Source organism: Streptomyces sp. NBC_00091, assembly GCF_026343185.1.
Lineage (GTDB): Bacteria > Actinomycetota > Actinomycetes > Streptomycetales > Streptomycetaceae > Streptomyces.
On record NZ_JAPEMA010000001.1, the window covers coordinates 4,319,224 to 4,337,961 of the forward strand.

An 18,738-nucleotide genomic window follows, 5' to 3' on the forward strand; every position below is an offset into this window, starting at 1 on the left:
CGCTCGACCGCGTGCGACCGTTCGTGACCCATGTGCGACCGTCGTGCGACCGGAATTGTGCGCAATCCCAACCCGGACTCGGGTTCTCCCGGAGCCCGTTGGGGGAAGGAGGTTCCCCACACAGCCGCGCCGACCTCGGGGAGGGGCACGTGCTCAGCAGCTCACACCATGCCGCACATCACGCGGACGTCGTCATCGTAGGAGCCGGAGTCTCAGGACTCGCGGCCGCGCACCACCTGATCGCGGCAGGGGTCACCGTCAGCGTCCTGGAGACCGCCGACGACCCCGGCGGCCGCATGGCCACCGAAGCGGCCGACGGATTCCGGCTCGACCGGGTCGGCCAGCTCCTCAACACCTCGTACACCGAACCGGCCCGCACCCCGGGCCTCACGGGGCTGACCCTGCGCCCCTTCGCCCCCGGGGTCCTGGTGCACGGCGCCGACGGCAGGCAGCAGCGGGCCGGGGCCCTCACCCCCGCCCGCGCACTGGCCAGCGGCTCCCTCGACCAGGCCCGCTTCAGCGCCGCGCTCGGCCGGCTCGCGGCCCTGCCCCAGGAACGGGTGCTCGCCCGGCCCGAACGCACCGCACTCGCCGCCCTCGGCTCCCGCGGCCTGCCGCCGCGCACCGTGACCGGCGTCCTGCGGCCCCTGCTGTCCGCCCTGCTGCGCGACCCGGAGCTCACCACCTCCAGCCGCGTCGCCGACCTCGCCCTGCGCACCTTCGCCAGAGGCCGCCTCGCCGTGCCCGAGGGCGGCGCGGCCACCCTGCCCGGCCTGCTCGCGGCCGCCCTGCCGCCCGGCACCGTACGCACCGGGATCCGAGTGCGGTCGGTGGCGACCAACCTCGTCACCACCGAGGAGCACGGGGACTTCGGCTGTCGCTCCGTCCTGCTCGCCACCGGCGCCCGGGCCGCCGCCGAACTGCTCCCCGGGCTGCGCGTACCCGCCTTCCACGAGGTCACCGTCATCCACCACGCGACCCCCGCACCCCTGCCCTGGGACGGCTCGCTGCTCCTGGACGCCGACCCGAAGTGGCCGCTGGCCCACACCACGGTGATGAGCGCGGTCGACCCCACCCGAGCCCCCGCCGGCCGCAGCCTGGTCACCACCACCGTGCACGGCCCGCCGCCGCCCACCCGGACGGTCGCCGCCCGCCTGGCCCGGCTGTACGAGACCTCGACCCGGGACTGGGACCTGCTGGCCGTCCACCACACCCCGGAGGCCGTCCCGGCCATGCCCCCGCCCTACGACCTGCGGCGCCCGGTACGCGTCCTGGCCGGGCTCTACGTCTGCGGCGACCACCGCGACTCCAACACCGTCCAGGGCGCCCTGCACTCCGCCCGCCGCGCCGCCACCGCCCTGCTGCGCGACTTCGGCATCCCGCTCCCGGCCGCCCCGGAGCCCGCCATTCCGGTAGCGGCCTGAGCACGACGCCGTAGTGGCCGGGCCCTCAACCGCCGGCGGCTGGATTGCCCGCAGGGCAATCCAGCCTCGCCGGCGTTTGAGGCGCGGGGTCCGGGGCAGAGCCCCGGCAGCGGCGCCGCAGGCTCACGACAAGGCCGCCACCCGGTCCCGATAGCTCCGCACCGCCGCCGCGTCCCGGTACGGCTCCAGCCGCCGCTCGAAGTCCCGTACGTACTCCACCGCACGCACCGACCGCATCTCCATCGCCTGCTGCGCGGCCTCCGCGCCCAGCGCGCACGCCTGTTCCAGCTCGCCCAGCCCCAGCCGCGCCGTGGCCAGCACCACCCGGCAGAACAGCCGCGAGCGCGCGAACCCCGGCGCCCGCAGCTGGAGCGAGCGCTCCGCGTGCTGGGCCGAGGCCCGGTACTGCTGGAGGTCGCGGTGGCAGTGCCCGAACTCGTCCGCCAGCTGCCCTTCGTCGAACAGCCGGGCCCAGTGCGGTACGTCGTCCCCGGGCCGGGCCGCGCCCAGCGCCCGCTCGGCCCGCACCAGCGAGGCCGTCGCCGCACGCACCTCGCCCAGCACCGCGTGCCCCCGCGCCTCCGACGCGTGCAGCAGCGCCTGCACCACCGGCGGCGGGCCCGAGCCCACGCCCTGCTGGGCGACCCGGGCCAGCTGCACCGCCTCCCGGCCGTGCCCGAGGTAGACCGCCTGACGGCTCATGGTGACCAGCACGTAGGACCCGTACGGCCGGTCCCCGGCGGCCTGGGCGAGGCGCAGCGCCTGCACGAAGTACCGCTGGGCCAGCCCGTGCGCGGCGATGTCGTACGAGGTCCAGCCCGCGAGCCGGGTCAGGTCGGCGGCGGCGGAGAACAGCCGCCGCCCGGTGGTCTCCCCGTAGGTGCCGCGCAGCATCGGCTCCGCCTCGTGCTCCAGGTACCGCACCAGGGCCTGGCGGGCGTGCCCGCCGCCGTAGGTGTGGTCCAGGGTCCGGAACAGCTCGCTCACCGACCGCAGCGCCGCGATGTCCCCGCCGGTCACCCGCTGTCCGGGCCCCCGGTCGATCTGCCGCTGCCGGGGCACCGAGGCGCGGCCCTGCGCCGGGACCCGGTTCGCGGCGGGGTCGGCGCCGCGCCCCACGCGTTCGTCGGCCCGCCCGATGAGCCAGTCCCGGCTGGGCACCACCAGACCGGCCGGGGTGAAGGCGATCTTGCGCAGCTCGGCGTGCGAGCCGGAGTCCTTGCGCCACAGCCCGCTCGCGATGTCCACGGCCTCTTCCGGGGTGGCCGCGAACTCCAGCCCCGCGTACACGGGCGCGCACGCGTCCAGGCCCAGATCCTGCGCCGACAGCCGCCGCCCGAGGCGCCGGGTGAAGACCTCCGCGATCAGCGCCGGGGTGGTGCCGCGGGGCTGCTGGCCGCGCAGCCACCGGGTCACGGAGGTTTTGTCGTACCGCAGGTCCAGACCGTGCTCCAGGCCCAGCTGGTCGACACGGCGGGCGAGCCCGGCGTTGGAGAACCCGGCTTCCGCGATCAGCGCCGCGAGCTGCCGGTTGGGGACACGCTGGGCAGGTCGATCGGTCATCGGCTCCACGGTTTCCGTACGTGACGGACCGGAGTCCCGGCCCTGTGAACGGCGTGAATGTAGCGGCCAACTCCGCCCACACCGCCCTCTCTGCCCCACATTCATCCGATCGTGTGCAGAATGGGTAGGGCTCTTTACGGACCGACCCACTCCGTCCGCGTACGCTGCGCCACATGACCCGTCGGCCCCCCGGGGCGCATCCCCCCGATCCGAACGCGGAGTCCACCGCCCCGCTGCCCGCTCCGGAGCTCACCGAGGCGGAGTGCCGCCGCTGCGGCACCTACATCGCGGGACTGGACGGACGCTACGCGTGCGGGGTGTGCGGCTGGGTCAACGACCACTCCGAGGGCCACCGCAGGCTGCCGAGGGCCGACGAGGACCCGGACCGGCCGCGCGCCGGGCGCAGGCGCCCCAGACAGCTCCCGGGCCCGCCGCCGCAGCCCGGACCGGGGGTCTGAAGGGGCGCGCGGGGGCAGCCGTACTCTTGACCGGGGTGCGATACGTGCACACAGCAGGTTCAACGAGGAGGCGCTGCGGTGACTGAGCTTCGGTTTGTCCATCTGGGCTTCGGGCCGGAATCCGTCGAGTACACCGAGGCCTGGGAAGAGCAGCGCCGGGTGCACGCGGCCCGCTTCGCGGACGAGATCGACGACACCTGCCTGATGGTGGAGCACGAGCCGGTCTACACCGCCGGCCGGCGCACCGACCCCAGCGAGCGCCCGCTCGACGGCACCCCCGTCGTCGACGTGGACCGCGGCGGCAAGATCACCTGGCACGGCCCGGGCCAGCTCGTCGGCTACCCGATCATGAAGCTGCCCCGCCCGGTGGACGTCGTCGCCCACGTGCGCCGCCTCGAAGAGGCCCTGATCCGCACCGCGGCCGAGTTCGGCCTGGAGACCACCCGCGTCGAGGGCCGCTCGGGGGTCTGGGTGCTCGGCGACCCGATCCAGGAGCGTCCGAAGACCGGCGGACTCACCCTCGACCTCGCCGTGCCTGCGGTGGACCCGCGCACCGGCGACGACGAGTTCGACGCCCGGCTCCACGGCCCCGAGTACGCCCCGTCCAACGCCGGCCAGCGCCGCGAGGACCGCAAGCTCGCCGCCATCGGCATCCGCGTCGCCAAGGGCGTCACGATGCACGGCTTCGCGATCAACGTGAACCCCGACAACGTCTGGTTCGACCGGATCATCCCCTGTGGGATCCGGGACGCCGGTGTGACCTCGCTCTCGTACGAGCTGGGGCGCGAGGTCACCATCGCCGAGGTGCTGCCGGTCGTCGAACGCCACCTGAAGGACGTGCTGGAGCACGCGGAGCTGAAGCCCCGCGACATAGAGCCCGCGGCGGCCGGCTAGCGGGCGGGGAATGGGTCCGGCCCCCCGCAGGTTGGCCGGACGTAAGAGCGTACGAATTACGGGCGTACCCTGGTGGGCGCCGAAGAATCGAAGTCACAGGGAGCCGGTCGTGTCCGCAGTCGCACCCGACGGACGCAAGATGCTGCGCCTCGAGGTCCGTAACGCCCAGACCCCCATCGAGCGCAAGCCCGAGTGGATCAAGACCCGGGCGAAGATGGGCCCCGAGTACACCAAGATGCAGGCCCTGGTGAAGGGCGAAGGACTGCACACGGTGTGCCAGGAAGCCGGCTGTCCGAACATCTACGAATGCTGGGAGGACCGCGAGGCCACCTTCCTCATCGGTGGCGACCAGTGCACCCGGCGCTGTGACTTCTGCCAGATCGACACGGGCAAGCCCGAGGCCCTGGACCGGGACGAGCCCCGCCGCGTCGGCGAGTCCGTGGTCACGATGGACCTGAACTACGCCACCATCACCGGCGTCGCCCGCGACGACCTGGCGGACGGCGGCGCGTGGCTGTACGCGGAGACCGTGCGCCAGATCCACCAGCAGACGGCGGGCCGCGAGGCCGGCCACACCAAGGTCGAGCTGCTGGCCCCCGACTTCAACGCGGTCCCGGAGCTGCTGGAGGAGGTCTTCGCCTCCCGCCCCGAGGTCTTCGCGCACAACGTCGAGACGGTGCCCCGGATCTTCAAGCGGATCCGCCCCGGCTTCCGCTACGAGCGCTCCCTCGAGGTGATCACCAAGGCGCGCGCGTACGGCCTGGTCACCAAGTCGAACCTGATCCTCGGCATGGGCGAGGAGCGCGAGGAGGTCAGCCAGGCGCTGAAGGACCTCCACGAGGCGGGCTGCGAGCTCATCACCATCACCCAGTACCTGCGGCCCTCGCCGCGGCACCACCCCGTGGAGCGCTGGGTGAAGCCGGCCGAGTTCGTCGAGCTGGCGAAGGAGGCCGAGGAGATCGGCTTCTCCGGTGTGATGTCCGGCCCGCTGGTCCGGTCCTCGTACCGGGCGGGTCGCCTCTACACGCAGGCGATGGAGAAGCGCGCGGCGGTCTGACGCAGCCGTCTGACTCTGTGTGCGTGTGAACTCACGCACAATACTTACCAATCAGTAACACCGCATCGACGCGGCCCCTAGGCTCTTTTTGTGAGAGGAGTCCGGCGGGCCGCGTCTGTGTTTGCAACGTGTCCATCACATTTGACCGACCGGTCATGCCCTGGTAACACCAGTCAGTGACGCTGGATCCACGCACCGCACACGCCATCGATGCGAGCACCGAGAGTAGGGGTCGACATCATGCAGGCCGCGCCAGTCCGCGCCATCGCCATTCCGTCCTTCAGTGAGGCCTTCCGCGGCCTCGAATCGCTGCTCATGAGCGGTGCCCGGCGCAATGCCTGGACGGCCGTCCTGGAGGATCGCCGCAGGGCCAAGGACCGGGTGGAAACCGAGCACGTACTCGAGGCCGCGGCTACCCGGACCCCGCAGGACACGTAAACTTCGCCTTATGGCGAGGAAGTCAAACGCAGAGACTGCTGCGAACCCCGGGCGACTGAAGCAGATCGCCCTGACGTACAAGATGACGCGCAAGGCCGACCCGAAGGTCGGTCTGATCGTCGCGGGCGTGGGAATCGTCACCTTCGGTGTCTTTCTTGCGATCGGCTTCCTGATCGACCACCCGGTCTACCTGGGCATCCTGGGCTTCCTGGTGGCGTTCCTCGCGATGGCGATCGTCTTCGGACGACGGGCCGAGCGGGCTGCCTTCGGGCAGATGGAGGGGCAGCCGGGCGCTGCCGCGGCCGTACTGGACAACGTGGGACGGGGCTGGTCGACCACCCCGGCCGTCGCGATGAACCGGAACCAGGACATCGTCCACCGGGCCGTCGGCAAGGCGGGCGTGGTCCTGATCGCCGAGGGCAACCCGAACCGGGTCAAGACCCTGCTCGCGGCCGAGAAGAAGAAGCTGGCCCGGATCATGCCCGACATCCCGGTCCACGACTTCATCGTGGGCACCGGCGAGGGCGAGGTGCCGCTCAAGAAGGTCCGTACGACGCTGCTGAAGCTGCCGCGCGTCCTGGCCGGACCGCAGATCACGCAGGTCAACGACAAGCTCCGGGCCATGGGTGACCTCATGAGCAACATGCCGGTGCCAAAGGGCCCGATGCCTGGCGGGCGGGGCATGCGAGGTCAGCGACCGCGATGACCGCATCGGAAGTGACCTGCGCGGTCATTTCCATGGCGGGCAAGGGGTGAGGCTTCGTTGGAGGGGTGCCTTGGCACCCCTCCAACGCGTTCATGAGAGCTTCCCACAGGCCTGAGTCCGTCCAGCGCCGCCAATGGCCGCGCAACCCCGTGGAGCCGTGTTTGGCATCCAGCTCTGCCCATCGTGCATCCGTCCTCGCCTTTTCCAAGAAGGCTTCCAGCACGGTGCGGGGCGCCAGGCCACCCTTCTGACGAGCAACCGTCGCCCCCCTGGGGAACAGCTTCATGCCGGTCAGACGGGACCAGACTTCGTCGGTCACCATCGGGACCAACCTGCCCTCCCGGCGGAACCACTCGGCAACGGGACAGACCAGACCTCGCCGCATGGGTGGTGGAGGTCCCGTCATCTTGATCCGGACATCGAGAAGGGCCATCACCTCTCGCTGTCGCTCCCGAGCCAGGTCCGTCAAGCGCTCATCTCCAAGAAGCGTGCAGATTTTCTCCCACGCCCATGCGTCGACGCTGGTGGCATAGATCTGCGGGCAGGAGCAGACCGGGGCGCCGGCGTACGAGGCTCGCTTCCCCGCGCAGACATAGTGGGGCGACTTCTCGCCGGCCGGACTGCCACCGACATAGTGCTTTCCGCATGGGCTCACAATGCGCCCGCTGAGCGTGTAGCAGTTCCACAGAACGGGCGGTGCCTTTGGCTGCCGTGCGACCGCGCCCCGGAGCTCGACGACTTCGGGCTCTGTGAAGACGGGATCGAGCGGGATCACCAGGCTCTCTCCCCAAACGGGAGCGCCGTCCGGCCCGGTCTCGGCCCGGAATGGCTTTCGGAAGACGAAGCGGGCACTCAGCAAGTCCTCGTCCATGAGCCGCGCCCTGATATTGGCCTCGCTCCAGGGCTTGCCTGATCGCGTGCGGAACCCCTCGCGGTTCAGGGTCAGTGCGACGCGGCCCCACCTGCCGTGTTCTTCGACGGCGAGCTGCCTCGCCCGGCGCAAGGCCGGTGCCTCGTGGCGCGTGGTGCAGGGGCCGGACGGTGAGCAGTTGTCTCCGCCGTCGCAGTCGTCGAGCACCAGGCGTTGCTCGCCCCGGCTGCCCACATTGAGGATGCGGTAGCCGTATCGCGGTGTCCCTCCGGGGTGGCCTCCTTCTGCGGCCTTCTCCTGGATGCCGCCCTGGGTGCGGCTCCGGATGTTCCTGTGCTCCTGGATGGCGTACTGCGCGCCCTGCTGCAGTCGTGAACGCCCGGCGCCGGTCGAAGTGTCGTAGTCCTCGTTGGCGACGGCCACGAGAATGCCCAGACCTTCGAGTTCCGAGAGCCAGTGCCAGAAGGACGGCCCGGTACGGCCGATTGCCCTCGTCTCGTGTACGACGACCATGTCGAAGGGCCGCGGGCTCTGTCTGGCATCGGCCATCAGACGTTTGAGTGCGTCCCGCGCGTGCGCCCCGAGGGTGCCGCTGACGCCCTGATCGATGTACGTGCCTACGTGCGCCCAGCCCTTCGCCGCGATGTAGCGAGAGGTGTTTCTGCCGGTATAGGCAATTCCGTACCCCTTGGTTTGCGACCGAGTGGACACGCGCAGGTAGTCGACGGCGCGCAGGGCGTCGTCGGTCCGAGCTGCGGTGCCGTTCGCAGGCGTGCGAGCCTTGCCCATGTCAGTCCTCCCAGACTGGCCAGACCCCGGGGTGTTGGCGCACGCCCGGGGTCGCTCATGTGCCTGCAGGCTAGGAAGCACGATCCGTGATTGGCGGCCTCGCGCTGGGAATCTTCCTCCCATGGGGGGCTTCTTCCGGGAAGCTTGGATATGGATTGCATACAGGCATGAAAATGCCCCCGAGCCGAGCGCTTCGGGGGCATCCCATGCGAGGGGCCTGGCGGCTAGATCCTGACCTGGACCGCGCCCGCCAGCCGGTCGTGCAGTCCGCGCCCGTCCCGGTCCCAGATCAGCGCCGGGATGGCGAGGACGAGCAGCGCGGTGCGGAGCAGTACGCGGAGGACGCCGAGACGGCCGCCGCTCTGCGCGATCACCCGGAGTCCGAGGATCCGCTTGCCGGGGGTGAATCCCACGGTGCTCACGGTCAGGAGGGTCAGAGCAACGAACAGCCCGAGCGTCCAGTTCCCGGTGGCGGCCAGGTCGCCGTGCGTGATGAGCCCGTATGCGATCAGCTGGCAGCCGATCCAGTCGATGGCGACGGCCCCGAGCCGGCGCCCGAAACGGGCCACGGAGCCGGGCCCCGACTGGGGCAGGCCGAGCTGCTGGCCCGGATAGCCGAAGTCGACGCCCATCTCCTCGGCTGCCGCGCGGGGGCCGGAGAGCCAGGAACCGATTGCTTGCCTGTTGTCCACTCCACCACGGTACCGGTGGTCCTCCACGGGACCTGGACCGGACCCTGGTTAACTTGTGCGAAACAAATGGGTCATGCTTGGGAAATCCCGTCTGCTTATGGTCGGGTCAGCGTGCGGCACCGCACTGACGCGCCACGAGCTATAAAGCCCGTCCCTGCCCCGGGCCGGGAGTAGGAGGAGTTGGATGTTCCAGAACGCCGACGAAGTGAAGCAGTACATCGAGGAGAACGACGTCAAGTTCGTCGACGTCCGCTTCTGCGACCTGCCTGGTGTGATGCAGCACTTCACCATCCCGGGGCGCGCGTTCGACCCGAACGAGGAGCTCGCCTTCGACGGCTCCTCGATCCGCGGCTTCCAGGCGATCCACGAGTCCGACATGGCGCTGCGTGCCGACATCAGCACCGCGCGTCTGGACCCGTTCCGCAAGGACAAGACGCTCAACATCAACTTCTTCATCCACGACCCGATCACGGGCGAGGCCTACAGCCGCGACCCGCGCAACATCGCGAAGAAGGCCGAGGCGTACCTCGCCTCCACCGGCATCGCCGACACCGCGTACTTCGGCCCCGAGGCCGAGTTCTACGTGTTCGACAGCGTGCGCTTCGCGACCACGGCGAACGAGAGCTTCTACCACATCGACTCCGAGGCCGGCGCCTGGAACACCGGCTCCGAGGAGAACAACCGTGGTTACAAGGTCCGCTACAAGGGTGGTTACTTCCCCGTAGCCCCGGTCGACCACTTCGCCGACCTGCGCGCCGAGATCTCCCTCGAGCTGGACGCCCAGGGCCTCCAGGTCGAGCGTCAGCACCACGAGGTCGGCACCGGTGGCCAGGCCGAGATCAACTACAAGTTCAACACGCTGCTCGCCGCGGCCGACGACCTGATGCTCTTCAAGTACATCGTGAAGAACGTCGCCTGGCGCAACGGCAAGACCGCGACCTTCATGCCGAAGCCGATCTTCGGTGACAACGGCTCGGGCATGCACGTGCACCAGTCGCTGTGGGCGAACGGCGACCCGCTGTTCTACGACGAGGCCGGCTACGCGGGCCTGTCGGACACCGCGCGCTACTACATCGGCGGCATCCTCAAGCACGCCCCGTCGCTGCTGGCGTTCACCAACCCGACGGTGAACTCCTACCACCGCCTGGTGCCGGGCTTCGAGGCGCCGGTCAACATGGTGTACTCGCAGCGCAACCGCTCCGCCGCGATGCGCATCCCGATCACGGGCTCGAACCCGAAGGCCAAGCGCGTCGAGTTCCGCGCCCCGGACCCGTCCTCGAACCCGTACCTCGCCTTCGCGGCGCTGCTGCTCGCGGGCCTCGACGGCGTCAAGAACAAGATCGAGCCGATGGAGCCGATCGACAAGGACCTCTACGAGCTCTCGCCCGACGAGCACGCGAGCGTCCCGCAGGTCCCGACCAGCCTCGAGGACGTCCTCAAGGCCCTGGAGGAGGACCACGAGTACCTCCTCGCCGGCGGTGTCTTCACCCCGGACCTGATCGAGACCTGGATCGACTACAAGCGCACGCACGAGATCGCCCCGATCGCGCAGCGTCCGCACCCGCACGAGTTCGAGCTTTACTTCGACCTGTAAAACCCCAGGTCACAGCAGTACAGAAGGCCCCCTGCCGCTCTCTTCCGAGAGCAGCGGGGGGCCTTCCCTGCTTACATGGAAAGAGGGGGAAATCCCTTTGCCCACGTAAGTTCGGAGGTGCATGGAAATGCGCCGCAGAATCGCAATGGCATTCACGGCCGGAGCCGCCGGCCTCACCCTGGGCCTGCTGCCGCTCGGTACCGCCTCGGCGCACGACGGCGGCGACCGCTGCGACTGGAACGGCTCCCGCTGGAGCGACTACCGCTGGAACGACGGCTGGAACGACCGCGACCGGTGCTGGGACAACGACAACTGGAACCACGACAACTGGCACGACTCCGACTGGAGCAACTGGCGCGGCGGTGACGGTCGCGGCGGCGACGGCTGGGGCGGCGACGGCTGGGGCCACGACGACGACGGCTGGAACCACGGCGGCAACTGGCACGACGACGACGGCTGGAACCACGGCGGCAACTGGTACGACGGCGGCTGGAGGGACTAGCGCACCAGGGGCATGGCGGACGTGAGGGTGCGCAGGGCGCGGACCGCGAGGTCCGCGGGGGAGCCGGGGCCCGAGACCGGGCCGTCGCCGGCGGACCAGAGCTCCAGTGAGACGCGGATCGCGTCCGTGGCGGCCGCCGCCAGCAAGCGCACCGACATCGCGTCCGCCTCCGGCCCGGCCAGCCGGGCCACCACCGGGACCAGGCGCTCTTCGGAGTCCTGGTTCACCCGGTACCAGACGGCCCGCAGGGCCTCGTCGGAGCCGGCCGCGCGCAGCAGACCGCGGGTGACCTCCAGACCCTCCTCGACGGCCTTCGAATCGCTCAGCGAGCGGGTCACCGCACGCTCCAGGGCCTCCGCGAGGGGGGTGCCGGGGTCTTCCTCGGCGAGCAGCGCGCGCCAGGCGTCACCGCCGCCCGCGAGCAGCGGGGCCACGGCCTCCTGCTTGTTGCGGAAGTAGCGGTAGAAGGTGCGCAGCGCCACCCCGGCGCGGTGGGCGATGTCCTCGGCGGTGGTGCCGTCGGGGCCGTGCTCGGCGAAGAGCTGGCAGGCGGCGCGGGCGATGTCCAGCTGGGTGGCGGCCTTGCGGCGCTCGGTCAGCGACGGGGTTCCGGGGCCGCTCTGAGGGGAGTACGGACGGGGAGATCTCACGGGTGAAGAGTACCGCCCGGAATACCTGATGAATGCATTCCCTGCCAGTCTGGCAAAACGTGTCACAGACTCGGTACGCTCGCCCCATGAACCGTTACGAAGGACGTCGTGTCCTCATCACCGGCGGCGGCTCCGGCATCGGCCAGGCCACCGTCCACCGCATTCTCTCCGAGGGCGGCCGGGTCCACGCCGTCGACGTGAACGAGGCCGGCCTCAAGGCCACCGCCGACCAGGCGGCCACCGCCGGGCACGACGAGCGGCTGACCACCGCCGTCCTCGACATATCCGACGAGGCCGCGGTCAAGGCGGGCGTCGCCGCCGCCGTCGACGCCCTCGGCGGGAGCGGTGTCGACGTACTGGTCAACGCGGCGGGCATCCTGCGCTCCGCGCACACCCACCAGACCACCCTCGACCTGTGGAACCAGGTCATCGGGGTCAACCTGACCGGCACCTTCCTGATGATCCGCGAGTCGCTCCCCGCGCTGCTGGCGGGCGAGCAGCCGGTCGTCGTGAACTTCAGCTCCACCTCGGCGAGCTTCGCCCACCCCTACATGTCCGCCTACGCGGCCAGCAAGGGCGGTATCCAGTCCATGACCCACGCGCTGGCCGCCGAGTACAGCAAGCAGGGCCTGCGCTTCGTCTCCGTGGCCCCCGGCTCCATCGAGAGCGGCATGACCACCGGCACCGGCCCCGGCCTGCCCGAGGACACCGACTGGAGCCTGTTCGCCAAGCTCGCCCCCGCCATCGGCCAGGGCTTCGCCGGCCCCCAGACCGTGGCCGGCGTCGTCGCCATGCTGGGCTCCGAGGACGGCGCCTTCATCACCGGCACCGAGATCCGCATCGACGGCGGCACGCACTACTAGGGCACATCAGCCCCTGAAGCGTTCCCAGAGCCGGGGGAAGCGCTCCGCCAGCACGGCTTCGTTCTCGAAGTCCAGCGGAGTGCCCTCCGGCTCTTCCGCCTGCAACGGAACGCCCAGCTCCGGGGCCACCACCCCGGTGAGCTGCTCGTACGCCTCGTCGGCCGCGTACCCCAGCTCCTCGCCGTCCCCGTCGATCTCCTCGTCGAAGTCACCCAGCAGCTCCGCCAGGTGGTCCGGATCGTGCACCCCGCCCTCGAAGACCTCCCGGCCCTGCCCGATCAGCCAGCACCGGAAGTAGTCGAACGCGTCGTCGCTCGCCCCGTCGAGCAGCACCCACGCCGCGCCCCACAGGTCCCAGGTGTACGCCCGGTTGTACCGGGACTCGAAGTGCCGCGCGAAGTCCAGTACGGAGTCGGGGTCGAGCTGTGCCAGCCGCTCCACGAGCAGCTCGGCGTGCTCCTCGGGGTCGCCCTCGGCGGCCTCGCGGGTACGGTCGACGATCTCCCAGAACTCCGTCTCGTCCATCACTGCTCAAGCATCACGGGTGCGTCCCCGCGCCGCCACCGCTCATACGGCCAAAGGCCGGTGTCCGACCCCCGTGGGGGTGGACACCGGCCTTCGGCACTTGCGTCGCGGGCGGCTCAGAGGCCGTAGCGCTCCCGGGCCTCCTTGATGGCGGACGCCGGAACCTCGCCGCGGCGGGCGAGCTGGGCCAGCGCGGCCACCACGATCGACTGGGCGTCGACACCGAAGTGGCGGCGGGCACCCTCGCGGGTGTCCGACAGGCCGAAGCCGTCGGTACCCAGCGAGGTGTAGTCCTGCTCGACCCACTGGCTGATCTGGTCCGGGACCTGACGCATCCAGTCGGAGACGGCCAGCACCGGGCTGGTGACGCCCTCCAGCGCGCGGGTGACGTACGGGGTGCGCACCTCGCCGCGCAGCAGCGCCTCGTCGCACTCCAGCGCGTCGCGCCGCAGCTCGCCCCAGGAGGTGGCGGACCAGACGCCGGCGGCCACGTTCCAGTCGGCGGCGAGCAGCTGCTGCGCCTCCAGCACCCAGTGGATCGCCGTGCCCGAGGCCATCAGCTGGACCTTGGGGGCGTCGGCGGCCGGGGCGGCATCGCCCAGGTCGGCCGCCGTGTTGAAGCGGTACAGGCCCTTGAGGATGCCTTCCTCGACGCCCTCGGGCATCGCGGGCTGCACCTTGGGCTCGTTGTAGACCGTCAGGTAGTAGAAGACGTCTTCGGGCTGCTCGCCGTACATCCGCCGCAGACCGTCCTTGACGATCACCGCGATCTCGTACGCGAAGGCCGGGTCGTAGTTGAGCGACGCCGGGTTCGTGGACGCGATCAGGTGCGAGTGGCCGTCCGCGTGCTGGAGGCCCTCACCGGTCAGCGTGGTGCGGCCGGCCGTGGCGCCGACGATGAAGCCCTTGCCGAGCTGGTCGGCGAGCTGCCACATCTGGTCGGCGGTGCGCTGCCAGCCGAACATCGAGTAGAAGATGTAGAACGGGATCATCGGCTCGCCGTGCGTCGCGTACGACGTACAGGCGGCGATGAAGTCGGCCATGGCGCCGGCCTCGGTGATCCCCTCGTTGAGGATCTGGCCGTCCTTGGCTTCCTTGTAGTACATCAGCTGGTCGCGGTCGACCGGCTCGTACGTCTGGCCCAGCGGCGAGTAGATGCCGGCCGACGGGAAGAGGGACTCCATACCGAAGGTACGGGCCTCGTCGGGGACGATCGGCACCCAGCGCTTGCCGGTCTCCTTGTCCCGCATCAGGTCCTTGACGAGGCGGACGAAGGCCATGGTGGTGGCCATCTCCTGCTTGCCGGAACCCTTGAGCAGCGGGGCGAAGGAACGGTCCGCCGGAGCCGGCAGGGCCACGTGCTTGACCTTGCGGGCCGGGGCCGGGCCGCCGAGCGCCGCGCGGCGCTCGTTCAGGTACTGGACCTCGGGGCTGTTCGCGCCCGGGTGGCCGTAGGGGACGACGCCGTCGGCGAAGGCGCTGTCCGGGATCGGGAGGCCAAGGAGGTCACGCATGTCCTTGAACTCGTCGATCGTCAGCTTCTTCATCTGGTGGTTCGCGTTCTTCGACTCGAACCCGGCACCCAGCGTGTAGCCCTTGACGGTCTGCGCGAGGATGACCGTCGGCGCGCCCTTGTGCTCCAGGGCGGCCTTGTACGCGGCGTAGACCTTGCGGGGCTCGTGGCCGCCGCGGGAGCTGTGGAAGCACTCGGCGATCTTCGCGTCGGAGAGCACACCGGCCAGCTGCACGAGCTCGGCGTTGGCGCCGAAGAAGTGCTGGCGGATGTAGGCCACGTCGCGGGTCGCGTACGTCTGGAACTGCGCGTCGGGTACCTCGCGCAGGCGGCGTACCAGGGCGCCCGTGGTGTCGAGCTGGAACAGCTCGTCCCAGGCGGAGCCCCACAGCGACTTGATGACGTTCCAGCCGGCGCCGCGGAACTGGGCCTCCAGCTCCTGGACCACGCGGAAGTTCGCGCGGACCGGACCGTCGAGGCGCTGCAGGTTGCAGTTGATGACGAAGGTCAGGTTGTCGAGCTGCTCGCGGGAGGCCAGGGCCAGGGCGGCGGTCGACTCGGGCTCGTCCATCTCGCCGTCGCCCAGGAAGGCCCAGACGTGCGAGTTGGCGGTGTCCTTGATGCTGCGGTTCTGCAGGTAGCGGTTGAAGCGCGCCTGGTAGATCGCCGACAGCGGGCCGAGGCCCATGGAGACCGTGGGGAACTCCCACAGCCACGGCAGGCGCCGCGGGTGCGGGTAGGACGGCAGGCCGTTGCCGCCGGACTCCTGGCGGAAGTTGTCGAGCTGCTGCTCGGAGACGCGTCCGTCGAGGAACGCGCGGGCGTAGATGCCGGGGGAGGCGTGGCCCTGGATGTAGAGCTGGTCGCCCGATCCGTCGGCCTCCTTCCCGCGGAAGAAGTGCTGGAAGCCGGTCTCGTACAGCCACGCGGCGGAGGCGAAGGTGGCGATGTGGCCGCCGACGCCGTACTTCGAGCCGCGGGTCACCATGGCGGCCGCGTTCCAGCGGTTCCAGGCGGTGATCTTGGCTTCCATCTCCTCGTCACCCGGGAACTCGGGCTCGGCGGAGGTGGGGATCGTGTTGACGTAGTCCGTCTCCAGCAGCTTCGGCAGGGCGAGGCCGGCGGCCTCGGCGTGCTGGAGCGTGCGGCGGAGCAGGTATTCGGCGCGGCGCGTACCGGCGGCCTTGGCGACGGCGTCGAGGGAGGCCGCCCATTCGGCGGTCTCCTCGGTGTCGCGGTCCGGGAGCTGGTCGAGCTCGCTCGGAAGCTTTCCTACGGGGTCGGACATCGGTGTGCGCCGCCTTCCGGACAAAGGAGAGGAGGTGGTGAAGAGAACCCTGACGGGCAGGACAGGGTCGTTGGACCCGGGTGGGGTCCGCAGTGACTGTAAATCGCTGATCGATGATCGATCAAATAAAAGTGACGATTATTCGTCGCCAGGGCAAAAGTCGGCACCCCGTGCCATGAACGAAGGCACGCCGTGCCGGTTTCAGCAGTAGACGTGAAACCGCTTGCGATCCCCTGGAGGATCGCTAAAAACCGCAGGTCAGGCGCGGGGTGCGCACCCCAGGACATGCCGCTTCACCAGCAGCCCGATCTCCGGGTCCTGGCTGCGGAACGCCGCCACGAGGGCTTCGTGCTCCTCGGCGTAGGACTTCTGGACGGTGCCCAGCCAGCGGATGGACAGCGCGGTGAAGACCTCGATGCCCAGGCTCTCCCACGTGTGCAGCAGCACGCTGTTCCCGGCGGCCCGCACCATCTCCCGGTGGAAGCCCACCGTGTGCCGCACCTGCGCCGTGCCGTCCTCGACGCGGTCGGCCTCCCACAGGGCCGCCACGTGCGGCTCCAGGGCCGAGCAGTCGACCGCGAGGCGCGGGGCGGCCAGCTCGGCCGCGATCTGCTCCAGGCCCGCCCGGACCGGGTAGATCTCCTCCAGGTCGGCCGCGGAGAGGTTCCGTACGCGGACGCCCTTGTTCGGCGCCGACTCGATCAGCCGCAGGGTCTCCAGCTCGCGCAGGGCCTCCCGTACGGGCGTCTGGCTGACCTCCAGCTCGACGGCGATCCGCCGCTCGACGATCCGCTCGCCGGGCTTCCAGCGCCCGCTGACGATCCCCTCCACGATGTGCTCGCGGATCTGCTCGCGCAGCGAGTGCACGACGGGTGGGGTGATCATCGGCGCTTCAACTCCTGTGGGGGCGGGCACGCGGGGCCTGATGCGTAACAATACGGCGGTCGTGGCCTGCTGCGATGCGTTCCTCGTCAGGGACTCAGGGTGAGGCTCGTTACAACGACGGCGCCCCCGCCCGGGACTTGACCCGGGCGGGGGCGCCGACAGTGAGGCTGGTTACGAGCCCCTCGGCCTCAGAGGCCTGAGCTCTACCTCGTTTGGATCCTCTCGGTCTGATCAGAGACCGAGCTCGACCTCGAACTCGCCGGCCTCGAGGATCGCCTTGACGGCGGAGAGGTACCGGGCCGCGTCCGCGCCGTCCACCAGGCGGTGGTCGTAGGACAGGGTCAGGTACGTCATGTCCCGGATGCCGATGTTCGTGCCCTCGGCGGTCTCGATGACCACCGGGCGCTTGACCGTGGCACCGATGCCCAGGATGGCGACCTGGTTCGGGGGCACGATGACCGTGTCGAACAGCGCACCGCGCGAGCCGGTGTTGCTGATGGTGAAGGTCGCGCCCGACAGCTCGTCCGGCGTGATCTTGTTGCCGCGGACCTTGGCGGCCAGGTCGGCGGTCGCCTTGGAGATGCCCGCCAGGTTGAGGTCACCGGCACCCTTGATGACCGGGGTCATCAGGCCCTTCTCGGAGTCCACGGCGATGCCGATGTTCTCCGAGTCGAAGTAGGTGATGGTGCCCTCGTCCTCGTTGATCCGGGCGTTGACGACCGCGTGGGCCTTCAGCGCCTGGGCAGCGGCCTTGACGAAGAACGGCATCGGGGACAGCTTGACGCCCTCGCGGGCGAGGAAGCCGGCCTTGGCCTTCTCGCGCAGCTTCATGATCTTGGTGATGTCCACCTCGACCACGGAGCTGAGCTGCGCCTGCGAGTGCAGGGCCTTCATCATGTTGTCGCCGATGACCTTGCGCATGCGGGTCATCTTGACGGTCTGACCGCGCAGCTCGGACACCGCGGCGGCCGGAGCCTTCGCGGCGGGAGCGGCGGCCGGAGCCGGGGCGGCAGCGGCGGCCTTGGCGGCCTCGGCGGCGGCCAGGACGTCCTGCTTGCGGATGCGGCCACCGACGCCGGTGCCCGTGACCGTGGACAGGTTGACGCCGGACTCCGAGGCGAGCTTGCGCACCAGCGGGGTCACGTACGCGCCCTCGTCGCCGGAGACGGCGGCGGGAGCGGCCGGGGCGACCGGAGCCGGAGCGGCGACCGGGGCCGGAGCGGCGACCGGAGCCGGAGCGGCCACGGGGGCCACCGGCGCCGGGGCGGCGACCGGAGCGGCCACGGCCGGGGCGGCCACGACCGGAGCCGGAGCGGCGACCGGAGCAGCCGGAGCGACCGGAGCCGGGGCAGCGGCGGCCGGGGCGGCGGCCGGAGCCGCGCCCGCGACGCCGATGACGGCCAGACGGGCGCCGACCTCGGCGGTCTCGTCCTCGGCGACCAGGATCTCCAGCAGGGTGCCGGAAACCGGCGCGGGGATCTCGGTGTCGACCTTGTCCGTGGAGACCTCGAGCAGCGGCTCGTCGGCCTCGACGGACTCGCCGACCTCCTTCAGCCAGCGGGTGACGGTGCCCTCGGTGACGGACTCGCCCAGCGCGGGGAGCACGACATCGGTGCCGGAAGCAGCCGGAGCGGCGGCAACGGGGGCAGCCGGGGTCTCGGCCGGTGCGGGGACGGCCGGGGCCTCGGCGACCGGGGCCGGAGCGGCGACGGTCTCGGCGGCGGGAGCCGCGACCGGGGCCGGGGCGCCGGAGCCGTCGTCGATGACGGCCAGCTCGGCGCCGACCTCGACGGTCTCGTCCTCGGCGACCTTGATGGAGGCCAGGATGCCGGAGACGGGGGAGGGGATCTCGGTGTCGACCTTGTCGGTCGAGACCTCGAGCAGCGGCTCGTCGGCCTCGACGCGCTCGCCCTCGGCCTTCAGCCAGCGGGTGACAGTGCCCTCGGTGACGCTCTCACCGAGCGCCGGAAGGGTTACGGAAACCGACATGGTTTCAGTTGCTCCTAACGAAAGTGCGGAAGTGGTC

At 70.5% G+C, this 18,738-nt stretch carries 17 protein-coding genes; 9 read left to right on the forward strand and 8 right to left on the reverse strand.

The window, feature by feature from the left end:
• Window positions 1–149: 149 nt before the first annotated feature.
• On the forward strand, window positions 150–1,424 hold the full coding sequence (locus tag OOK34_RS19960) for an FAD-dependent oxidoreductase (protein ID WP_267035220.1): 1,275 nt from the start codon (window positions 150–152) through the stop codon (window positions 1,422–1,424).
• A 123-nt stretch (window positions 1,425–1,547) separates the two neighbouring features.
• On the opposite strand, the gene OOK34_RS19965 is transcribed toward OOK34_RS19960, so the two are convergent.
• On the reverse strand, window positions 1,548–2,987 hold the full coding sequence (locus OOK34_RS19965; RefSeq protein ID WP_267035221.1) for a regulator: 1,440 nt from the start codon (window positions 2,985–2,987) through the stop codon (window positions 1,548–1,550).
• 173 nt (window positions 2,988–3,160) lie between these two features.
• Here OOK34_RS19965 and OOK34_RS19970 point away from each other — a divergent pair, with 173 nt between their 5' ends.
• The 5 genes from OOK34_RS19970 (at window position 3,161) to OOK34_RS19990 (ending at window position 6,540) form a co-directional block, all read left to right on the forward strand.
• Complete coding sequence (locus OOK34_RS19970) at window positions 3,161–3,445, forward strand: hypothetical protein (RefSeq protein ID WP_323183441.1); 285 nt, start codon at window positions 3,161–3,163, stop codon at window positions 3,443–3,445.
• Window positions 3,446–3,523: 78 nt separating this feature from the next.
• A complete protein-coding gene (lipB, locus tag OOK34_RS19975; RefSeq protein WP_267035222.1) occupies window positions 3,524–4,339 on the forward strand; it encodes a lipoyl(octanoyl) transferase LipB in 816 nt (271 codons plus the stop codon).
• Window positions 4,340–4,448: 109 nt separating this feature from the next.
• A complete protein-coding gene (gene lipA / locus OOK34_RS19980) occupies window positions 4,449–5,396 on the forward strand; it encodes a lipoyl synthase (RefSeq protein ID WP_267035223.1) in 948 nt (315 codons plus the stop codon).
• 240 nt (window positions 5,397–5,636) lie between these two features.
• Window positions 5,637–5,834, forward strand: a complete 198-nt coding sequence (locus OOK34_RS19985; RefSeq protein WP_267035224.1) for a hypothetical protein — start codon at window positions 5,637–5,639, stop codon at window positions 5,832–5,834.
• 10 nt (window positions 5,835–5,844) lie between these two features.
• Window positions 5,845–6,540, forward strand: coding sequence for a DUF4191 domain-containing protein (locus OOK34_RS19990; protein WP_267035225.1), 696 nt, complete (start codon window positions 5,845–5,847; stop codon window positions 6,538–6,540).
• On the opposite strand, the gene OOK34_RS19995 is transcribed toward OOK34_RS19990, so the two are convergent.
• Together OOK34_RS19995 and OOK34_RS20000 are read right to left on the reverse strand one after the other, a co-directional pair.
• Complete coding sequence (locus OOK34_RS19995; protein WP_267035226.1) at window positions 6,467–8,200, reverse strand: recombinase family protein; 1,734 nt, start codon at window positions 8,198–8,200, stop codon at window positions 6,467–6,469. The two genes, OOK34_RS19990 and OOK34_RS19995, sit on opposite strands and share 74 nt — an antisense overlap.
• 224 nt (window positions 8,201–8,424) lie before the next feature.
• The gene (locus tag OOK34_RS20000) at window positions 8,425–8,892 is read right to left on the reverse strand and encodes an RDD family protein (RefSeq protein WP_267035227.1); all 468 of its coding nucleotides are present in this window, start codon (window positions 8,890–8,892) and stop codon (window positions 8,425–8,427) included.
• A gap of 184 nt (window positions 8,893–9,076) precedes the next feature.
• Between OOK34_RS20000 and glnA the strand changes: the two genes are divergently transcribed.
• Together glnA and OOK34_RS20010 are read left to right on the forward strand one after the other, a co-directional pair.
• Window positions 9,077–10,486 (forward strand): type I glutamate--ammonia ligase, encoded by a 1,410-nt coding sequence (gene glnA / locus OOK34_RS20005; RefSeq protein ID WP_031148608.1) that lies wholly within the window; start codon window positions 9,077–9,079, stop codon window positions 10,484–10,486.
• A 145-nt stretch (window positions 10,487–10,631) separates the two neighbouring features.
• The gene (locus OOK34_RS20010) at window positions 10,632–10,988 is read left to right on the forward strand and encodes a hypothetical protein (RefSeq protein ID WP_267035228.1); all 357 of its coding nucleotides are present in this window, start codon (window positions 10,632–10,634) and stop codon (window positions 10,986–10,988) included.
• Here the strand turns inward: OOK34_RS20010 and OOK34_RS20015 are convergent.
• The gene (locus OOK34_RS20015) at window positions 10,985–11,638 is read right to left on the reverse strand and encodes a TetR/AcrR family transcriptional regulator (RefSeq protein WP_267035229.1); all 654 of its coding nucleotides are present in this window, start codon (window positions 11,636–11,638) and stop codon (window positions 10,985–10,987) included. The genes OOK34_RS20010 and OOK34_RS20015 overlap by 4 nt on opposite strands.
• An 86-nt stretch (window positions 11,639–11,724) precedes the next feature.
• Here OOK34_RS20015 and OOK34_RS20020 point away from each other — a divergent pair, with 86 nt between their 5' ends.
• The gene (locus tag OOK34_RS20020; protein WP_267035230.1) at window positions 11,725–12,501 is read left to right on the forward strand and encodes an SDR family NAD(P)-dependent oxidoreductase; all 777 of its coding nucleotides are present in this window, start codon (window positions 11,725–11,727) and stop codon (window positions 12,499–12,501) included.
• A 6-nt stretch (window positions 12,502–12,507) separates the two neighbouring features.
• Here the strand turns inward: OOK34_RS20020 and OOK34_RS20025 are convergent, their stop codons facing one another.
• The 4 genes from OOK34_RS20025 to sucB form a co-directional block, all read right to left on the reverse strand.
• Window positions 12,508–13,029 carry a DUF4240 domain-containing protein gene (locus OOK34_RS20025; protein WP_267035231.1) on the reverse strand — a complete coding sequence of 174 codons (522 nt, stop codon included), beginning with the start codon at window positions 13,027–13,029 and terminating at the stop codon, window positions 12,508–12,510.
• A gap of 113 nt (window positions 13,030–13,142) precedes the next feature.
• Window positions 13,143–15,827: a pyruvate dehydrogenase (acetyl-transferring), homodimeric type gene (gene aceE / locus OOK34_RS20030; protein ID WP_267035232.1), complete on the reverse strand. Its 2,685-nt coding sequence runs from the start codon at window positions 15,825–15,827 to the stop codon at window positions 13,143–13,145.
• A 258-nt stretch (window positions 15,828–16,085) separates the two neighbouring features.
• Entirely contained in the window at window positions 16,086–16,709 is a 624-nt protein-coding gene (locus OOK34_RS20035; RefSeq protein WP_267036828.1) for a GntR family transcriptional regulator, read from the reverse strand.
• A gap of 234 nt (window positions 16,710–16,943) precedes the next feature.
• Entirely contained in the window at window positions 16,944–18,701 is a 1,758-nt protein-coding gene (gene sucB / locus OOK34_RS20040; protein ID WP_267035233.1) for a 2-oxoglutarate dehydrogenase, E2 component, dihydrolipoamide succinyltransferase, read from the reverse strand.
• Window positions 18,702–18,738: the final 37 nt, after the last annotated feature.